The 6,951-nt window shown below is 74.5% G+C and carries 3 protein-coding genes; 1 reads left to right on the top strand and 2 read right to left on the bottom strand.

From position 1 onward, the window contains the following. A partial coding sequence (locus tag AB0N17_RS08830; RefSeq protein WP_366010453.1) for a DNA repair ATPase occupies positions 1–3,343 on the bottom strand: 3,343 nt, incomplete at its 3' end. Positions 3,344–3,489: 146 nt separating this feature from the next. Continuing rightward, positions 3,490–5,592, bottom strand: coding sequence for a flotillin family protein (locus tag AB0N17_RS08825; protein WP_366010452.1), 2,103 nt, complete (start codon positions 5,590–5,592; stop codon positions 3,490–3,492). Between the two features lie 246 nt (positions 5,593–5,838). On the opposite strand from AB0N17_RS08825, the gene AB0N17_RS08820 reads away from it, so the two are divergent. Continuing rightward, entirely contained in the window at positions 5,839–6,897 is a 1,059-nt protein-coding gene (locus tag AB0N17_RS08820) for a helix-turn-helix domain-containing protein (protein WP_366010451.1), read from the top strand. Positions 6,898–6,951: the final 54 nt, after the last annotated feature.

Below are 6,951 nucleotides of genomic sequence, written 5' to 3'. Positions count from 1 at the left end.
TGCTCCCGGAACAGGTCGCCGTAGTGGGCGGCGACACCTTCGTCCACACCCTCGGCGGCGACGGCGCCAGGTCGTCGAGCCGGCCGAGCTCGTCGCGGTACCCCCCCGCGGTGTGCCGGAACTTCTCCAGCAGGGTGCGCGCACCGGCCCCGAGCACGAACCCCTCCGGGCCGGCGGTCAGCTCCTCGAACAGATACGCGGCGGCGGACCCGGCCGACGGGACGGCCCCGCCGTGCCACCGCTCGATCGCCCCCGCCAGCTCCGTCACCAGCTCGGTCAGAGCGGCCGACGGGCCGAAGGCGTCCCGGGCCCGGGCCAGGGACACCGCCCGGCGCGTCCAGGCCGTGCGCGCCGGGTCCGTGGTCCCGTGGGTCCAGAACAGCTGGGCTGCGGCGCGGGCGGCGGGCTCGTGCCGCAGGGGTCCGGCGCCGTCGTACAGGGGCAGCAGGGCGGCGAGGATCGCGGTCGCGTCGTGGTCGTGGACGCCCCGCTCGTAGCCCTCGTCGTACGACTCCTGCGCCACCCGGCGGACCAGGCCGGGCAGGTCGGCGGCGGCGAGGGCGGCCGGGCCGTGCTCGGCGAGCAGACGGGCGGCGAGGTGCTCGGCGCGGTAGACCTCCGGCGACTCGGAGGGCAGGTGGCGGTCCCAGTAAGGGCGGTACGCGGCGAAGTCGGGGTCGGTGACCGGGGTGCGGTGGTCCGTGCCGGTCACCGCGAAGGCGAGGCCCTCGCCGTGCGGGACGAGGGTGAGGTCGAGCGGCTGGGTGTTGACGGCGAACCGGTGGCCGCCGAGCAGCAGGGTGCGGCCGCCGTCGGCGTACAGGTCGGCGCGGTCGCGCAGGGCGCGGGCCGCTTCCTGGCGGGCGGCCTTGAGCCGGCCGTCGAGTTCCTCGGCGCGCACGCTGTCCCCGAGGGCGCGCAGGTCGTCGGCGGTGCGGCGGACCTTGGCGACCAGCGGGTCGGAGGCGAAGTACGCCGCGACCGCGTCGGTGTCGGCGAGCCCGGCGGCGCGGCGGGCGACCGTCTCCAGCAGCCGCCCGGCCGAGACGGCGAGCTGCTCGGCGCGGCGGGCGCGGGCGTCGGTGAGGGACTGCTTGCGGGCGGCGAAGGCCTCGTAGATCTCGGTGCGTTTGCCGGCCAGCTCGCTGAGGAAGTCGTCGAACTCGGCGAACCGGCCGTCCAGCTCCTCCAGCCGGGCCATCACGGAAGCGAGTTGGTCGTCGCACTCCTCGGGTGTGCCGCAGGAGGCGAGCGCGGCGGTGACGGCCTGGGCGAGCAGGGCCGTCTCGGCGGCGAACTCGGCGCGGCCCTCGTGGTCCTGCAGGTCCCGGCGGCGGGCGTCGAGCGTGGCGCGGGCCCGGTTGACGCCGGCCAGCACGTCGGCGATCCGCTCCAGCACGGCCGTACGGACGGTGGCGTCGGCGATGCCGAGTCCGGTGACGACCTCGGTGACCGTGCGCAGCCCGTCGGCGAGGTCGTCGAGGCGGGCGGCGACCGGTGCGGCGGCGGCCACCGTGGCGATGTCCCCGGCCGCCGCGACGAGCCCCTCCACCTCCTCGCGCTGGGCGGCGAAGGCGTCCTCGCGGGCGAGGAAGGCCACCGCGCGCCGCCCGAACCCGGCCAGGTCGTCCCGCGTGGCGGCGTCCAGCTCGTCCACCCGGGCGGTGTCGGCGTACCGCAGCTCCTTCAGGGTGAGCAGATGCCCGTGCGCATGCCTCAGTTCGGTCAGTCCGCGCACCCAGGCGGCGGCCTCGCGCGGGGCCTCGCCGCGCAGCCGGCGCACCACGGAGGCGATCCGCCCGGCGGCCTCCTCCAGCGCCTCGGCGGCCTGCCGGGTCAGCTCCCGTACCGTCTCGAACTCGCCCAGCACCTGCTCGGCGGTCTCCCGCACGGCCGTCAATGGCACGAGCAGCTCCCCGAGTTCGGGGTCGGCGAGCCAGTGGTGGGTGTCGGCGGCCCGCACACACGCGGCGGTCAGCGCCCGGTACCCCTCGCCGGTCTCGGTCCTGTCCGTCACCAGCCGGGCGACGGACAGGCAGTCGGCGAGCCCGCGCACCAGGTCCGCGTTGCCGACCCGGGCGAGCGGGCCGGTGCCGGTGCGCAGGGCGGCGGCGTGGGTGTCGGAGACGTACGGCGAGGTCCACCACTGGAGCGGATGCGTGTGCGCGGGCTCCTCGCCCCCGGCGCGCAGCACGGCCAGGGCGCCGTCGTCGAAGAGGGCCCAGCCCCGGCAGGGCAGCGGGGTCGCGACCTCCTTGCGGAGGGTGTTGTACGACAGCAGCAGCGTCCGGCCCTCGGCACGGGAGCGGAACGCGTACAGTACGTCCTCCCCGTTCGGCGCCCGGACCTCCCGCTCGAACTCCAGCCCCAGCACGTCGAGTTCGTACGTCTTGTGCGCACCCGTGGCCAGGCAGTAGCCGCCCGGGAAGATCACCCCCTGCTCCTCGGGCAGCCGGCGGCAGGCCTGTCCGATCCCGTCGAGCCGCACCACCGTCCGGGTGAGGGTGTTGAACACCAGGTACCGGTCGGCGTCCTCCTTGTACGGCCGCACCCGCAGCAGCACCAGCGGGCCCACGCGGGCGTGCGCGACCGCCGCGTCCGCGAGCGACTGCAGCGGCTCCTGCACGGGCTCGGCGTACAGCTGCTCCCCGGCCGGGCCGTCGGAGCCGTCGGAGCCGTCCGTGGCGCGCACGGTGAGCGTGCCGCCGACGGTCGACACCCCGAGGCCGGCGGGGGCGGCGACGTACGGCGCACGGCCCAGCACGTGGTCCTCGCGGGTGGTCTCCGTCCAGGTCAGGTCCTGGCCCGGCGGGAAGGCGTCGTCGCGGTCGCCGCGCGCGTCGAGGAAGGTCACCCGGCCGTCGTCGGCGACGCTCCACCGCAGGGCGCGCACGTCGTCGGTCTTCTCGCCGGTGCGGAACACCGCCAGCAGCCGGCCGTCGACCCGGCGCAGCCGCAGCAGGCTCGCTCCGCGGTAGTAGCGGTGCAGCGCGGTGAACTCCCGCACGAACGCCGGGTCGTCCAGCAGTCCGGGCACGGCGTCCCCGGGCAGCCGGCCGCCGTCGCGGTCGTACAGCGCGAGGGCGTCCGTGGCCGTGCCGGTGACGCCGAAGAGGAGCGCGTCCCCCACGGCCACGATGTCGCTCGGTGTGCACGCGTGCTCGGTGCGGAGGCGAGCGGTGCGCGCGAGGTCCAGCCGCGCCGAGCCGAACTCCTCGGCCCGGCGCGCGTTGAGGTCCTCGGCCCGCCGGGCGAGCTCGGCGGCATGCCCGGCGAGCCGGTCGCGCAGCACCTCGTAGGTACCGGCGTCGACGGGGGCCTGCGGCGCCTCAGCGGTGGCCATTGCGGTGCCCTTCGTTGTGAGTGCGGGAGCGGACGCGGATTCTCACCGCGAGGGTGCGGAGCGTTGCCGGGCGCGGGTGCGTCGTGGCCGGTCGCGCCACGCGGCGGAGCCGCACATGGATACAGCCCCGCGCCCCGCCCCCCGCCTCAGCTCCCCGTGGCGCTTCCGTTCAGTGCGGTCACCGGTGTGTCCGACAGGCCCAGTTCGCTCACCCGGTCGAGGAGTTTCTGGAGCTGTCCCGCCTGCGGGCCGCCGTTCTTGATCTGCTTCGCCAGCAGCGCCGACACCGTCAGGTTCCGCACGTCCGCCGAGCCGAGCGAGCCGAGGATCCGGGTGACGTCGTCCGTGAAGCTGCCCGAGCCGTCCAGCCAGTGCCCCGCCAGCGACTGGGCCGTACGGGAGTTGTCCACGAAGCCGTCCACGCCCTTGCCGAGCGAGACCGCGGAGACCAGGCGGTCGAAGAAGACGGACTCGCCGCCCACGATGTCGATGTCGGCGTTCTCCAGACCGGTCGCGAGGACCGTGGCCTGCGCCTCGGCGACTTGCCGCTGTGTCTCCAGGCCGGCCAGCCGGATCTCCTTCTCCGCCTGCAGCCGCAGCCGGTACTCCTCGTGCCCGCGGGAGGCCTCGTCCAGCGCGGCCATCGCCGCCGCCTTCTCGGTCAGGCCCTCCGCCTCGGCCTTCAGCTTCTCGCCGATACCGGTCGCCTCCGCGAGGGCCTTGGCCTTCGCCCCCTCGGCGTCGGCCAGCAGCTTCGCCCGCGCACCCTCGGCCTCGGCGAGTGCCTTCGCCTGGGTGCCCTCCGCCTCGGCGCGCAGCCGGGCCTCGGTGGCCTCCGCCTCGGCGCGGCCGGCCTTCACGGTGACCTCGGCCTCCTTGTCGCGGACCTGCACGGCGGCCAGTCCCTCGGCGGCGGCCTCGGCCTGGATGCCCTCGGCGAGCCGCAGCTTGGCCCGGGCGTCGAGGTCGGCGGTCTTCATGCGGGCCTCGGCGAGGGTGAGTTCCTCGGCGGCGCGGTGGGTGGCGGCCTGCTCGGCGGCCTCGGCGGCCTTGATGTCCTTGACGAGCTTCTCCTGCGCCTCCGCCTCGGCGGCGATGACGATGGCCTGCCGGTCGCGCTCGGCCTGCTCGACCGCGCGGAGCTTCTTGATGGACTCCTCCTGCTCGGCGACCGTACGGTCCACCGCGACCCGCTCCCGGATGACCTCGGCGATCTCCCGCTTCTCGCCCTCGACCTCCTTCTCGGCGGCGATCTTCGTCAGCTGGGTCTCCCGTTCCCGGGCGATGACCTCCAGCAGGCGGTCCTTCTCGATGCGCTCGTTCTCCACGGCGATGACCCGCTCGCGGTTCTTCGCGGCGACGGCGATCTCCCGGGCCTGGTTCTCGCGCTGCACGCCCAGCTGTTCCTCGGTGCGCAGGAAGGCGCCCTGCGCGCGCAGCCGCTCCTCCTCCACCACCCGGGCGGTCTCGGCCTCCTCGCGGGCGCGGGAGGTCTCGATCTCCCGCTTCTGCTTGATCTCGGCGTCGGCCTGCCGGCGCTCCAGCTCCAGGATGGCCTCGCGGGCGTCGACGTCCTGGCGGGTGATCTCCTTCTGCTCCGTGCGCCTGGCCTCGTTGGTGCGCACGTGCTCGATCGCCGTCAGCTCGGTGATCTTGCGGATGCCCTCGGCGTCGAGGACGTTGGCCGGGTCCATCTGGGAGAGCGGGGTCTGCTCCAGGTAGTCGATCGCCGCGTCCTCGAGGTGGTAGCCGTTGAGGTCGACACCGATCAACTCGATGATGTGGTACCGGAGTTCCTCGCGCTTGGTGTAGAGGTCGGTGAAGTCCATCTGCTTGCCGACGGTCTTCAGCGCCTCGGAGAACTTCGCGTGGAACAGCTCCTGGAGCGTGTCCTGGTGGCTGGCGCGCTCGGTGCCGACGGACTGGGCGACCTTGATGACGTCGGGGACGGTCTTGTTGACCTTCACGAAGAACAGGATCCGGATGTCGGCACGGATGTTGTCCCGGCAGATCAGACCGTCCCGCCCGGAGCGGCTGATCTCGATGGTCTTCACCGAGATGTCCATGACCTCGGCCCGGTGCAGGATCGGCAGCACGACCTGGCCGGTGAAGGACACGTCGACCCTGCGCGTCTTCGACACGATCAGGGCCTGGCTCTGGTCCACCTTGCGGTAGAGCCGGGAGAAGGCGGCCAGTGCGAGCAGCACGACGACGAGACAGACGGCGGCGAGCACGCCGAGGGCTTCCATGGCACACGTCCTTGCGTCAGACGATGAAGTCGGAGCCCCCCGTGGTTCCGGTGCCGTGCGTCCTCCGGTGCCCGGCACCGGAAACCATCCGTTGTGCTCCCCGGCGGACGATGGTGCGGGAGGGGCACGCCCCCGCGCATTGCCGGTCCTCGGCAGCGTTCACTACTGTCTGAGTGCCGGAAAGGCGCCAAGAAGGCGTCACCGGGGCGTCAAGGACGCGGGGGACACGGGGACACGGGGGCAGGGGTGGCGGAGCACGGGGTGCCCGAACGCTTTCTGGACGGTTTCGCGCGGACGCTGGCCGAGGTCGCGGTCACCGGCCGGCGGCTGAGCCGGGAGGAGCTGAGGATCCGCCGCGCCCTGGGCGAACAGGCCGCCGAGGCCGGGCACGGGCTGCGCGCCCTGATCGTCGCCCATCTCGCCGCCGCCCGCGCCGCCTGGCCCGACGCGCGCGGCTCGGCGGACAGCGCGCTGGCCGCCGTGCAGCAGGCGGTCGACGCGTTCGCCGAGGGTTACGAACGCGCCCAGCGGCTCGCCGTGCGCCGGGAGGAGGCCGCGCGCCGGGAGTTCATCGACGACCTGCTGTACGGCCGCAGCGACGCGGGCCGGCTCGCGGAACGCGCCGACCGGTTCGGCCTGCGCCTGTCCCGGGCACACGCGGTGGCCGTCGCCGAAGGTCCGACGGCCTACGCCGAGGGCGGTTCGGTCGCCCGGCGGGTGGAGGCCGCCGTCCTCGCCCGGTTCGACTCGCGCAGCTTCCTGATCACCACGAAGGCCGGCCGGCTGCTGTGCGTGGCGCCGGGCGACGAGGACGAGATCGTGACCCACTTCGCCCAGCAGGCGTGCGCGGCCACGGACGGCGGCCGGGTCGTCATCGGCCGTCCGCAGCCCGGCCCGGGCGGGGTGGTGCAGTCGTACGAGGAGGCTCTCGGCGCGCTGGAGATGGCGGCCCGGCTCGGCCTGACCGAACCGGTGCTGCGCGCCGCCGACCTGCTGGTCTATCCGGTCCTGGCCCGGGACCGGCAGGCGATGGCCGACCTGGTCCAGCACACCCTGGGCCCGCTGACCTCGACCCGGGGCGGCGCCGGACCGCTGCTGGAGACGCTGACCGCGTACTTCGACTCCGGCTGTGTGGCCGCCGAGGCCGCGCGCCGGCTCTCGCTCAGCGTGCGCGCGCTCACCTACCGCCTGGAGCGCATCCACAAGCTCACCGCCGCCGACCCGGCCGACCCCTCGGACCGCTACATGCTCCAGACGGCGGTGATCGGCGCCCGCCTGCTGGGCTGGCCCGACCGCCCGCTGTGAGCGCGGGGACCGGGCCGTCCCGGGGGCCCGCAACAGCCCAGCGACGCCTGATCG

It is taken from the genome of Streptomyces sp. NPDC051133 (genome assembly GCF_040682635.1).
Taxonomy (GTDB): Bacteria; Actinomycetota; Actinomycetes; order Streptomycetales; family Streptomycetaceae; genus Streptomyces.
Note: the sequence above shows the minus strand (reverse complement) of the source record. Positions and strands in the feature narration are given on the sequence as shown.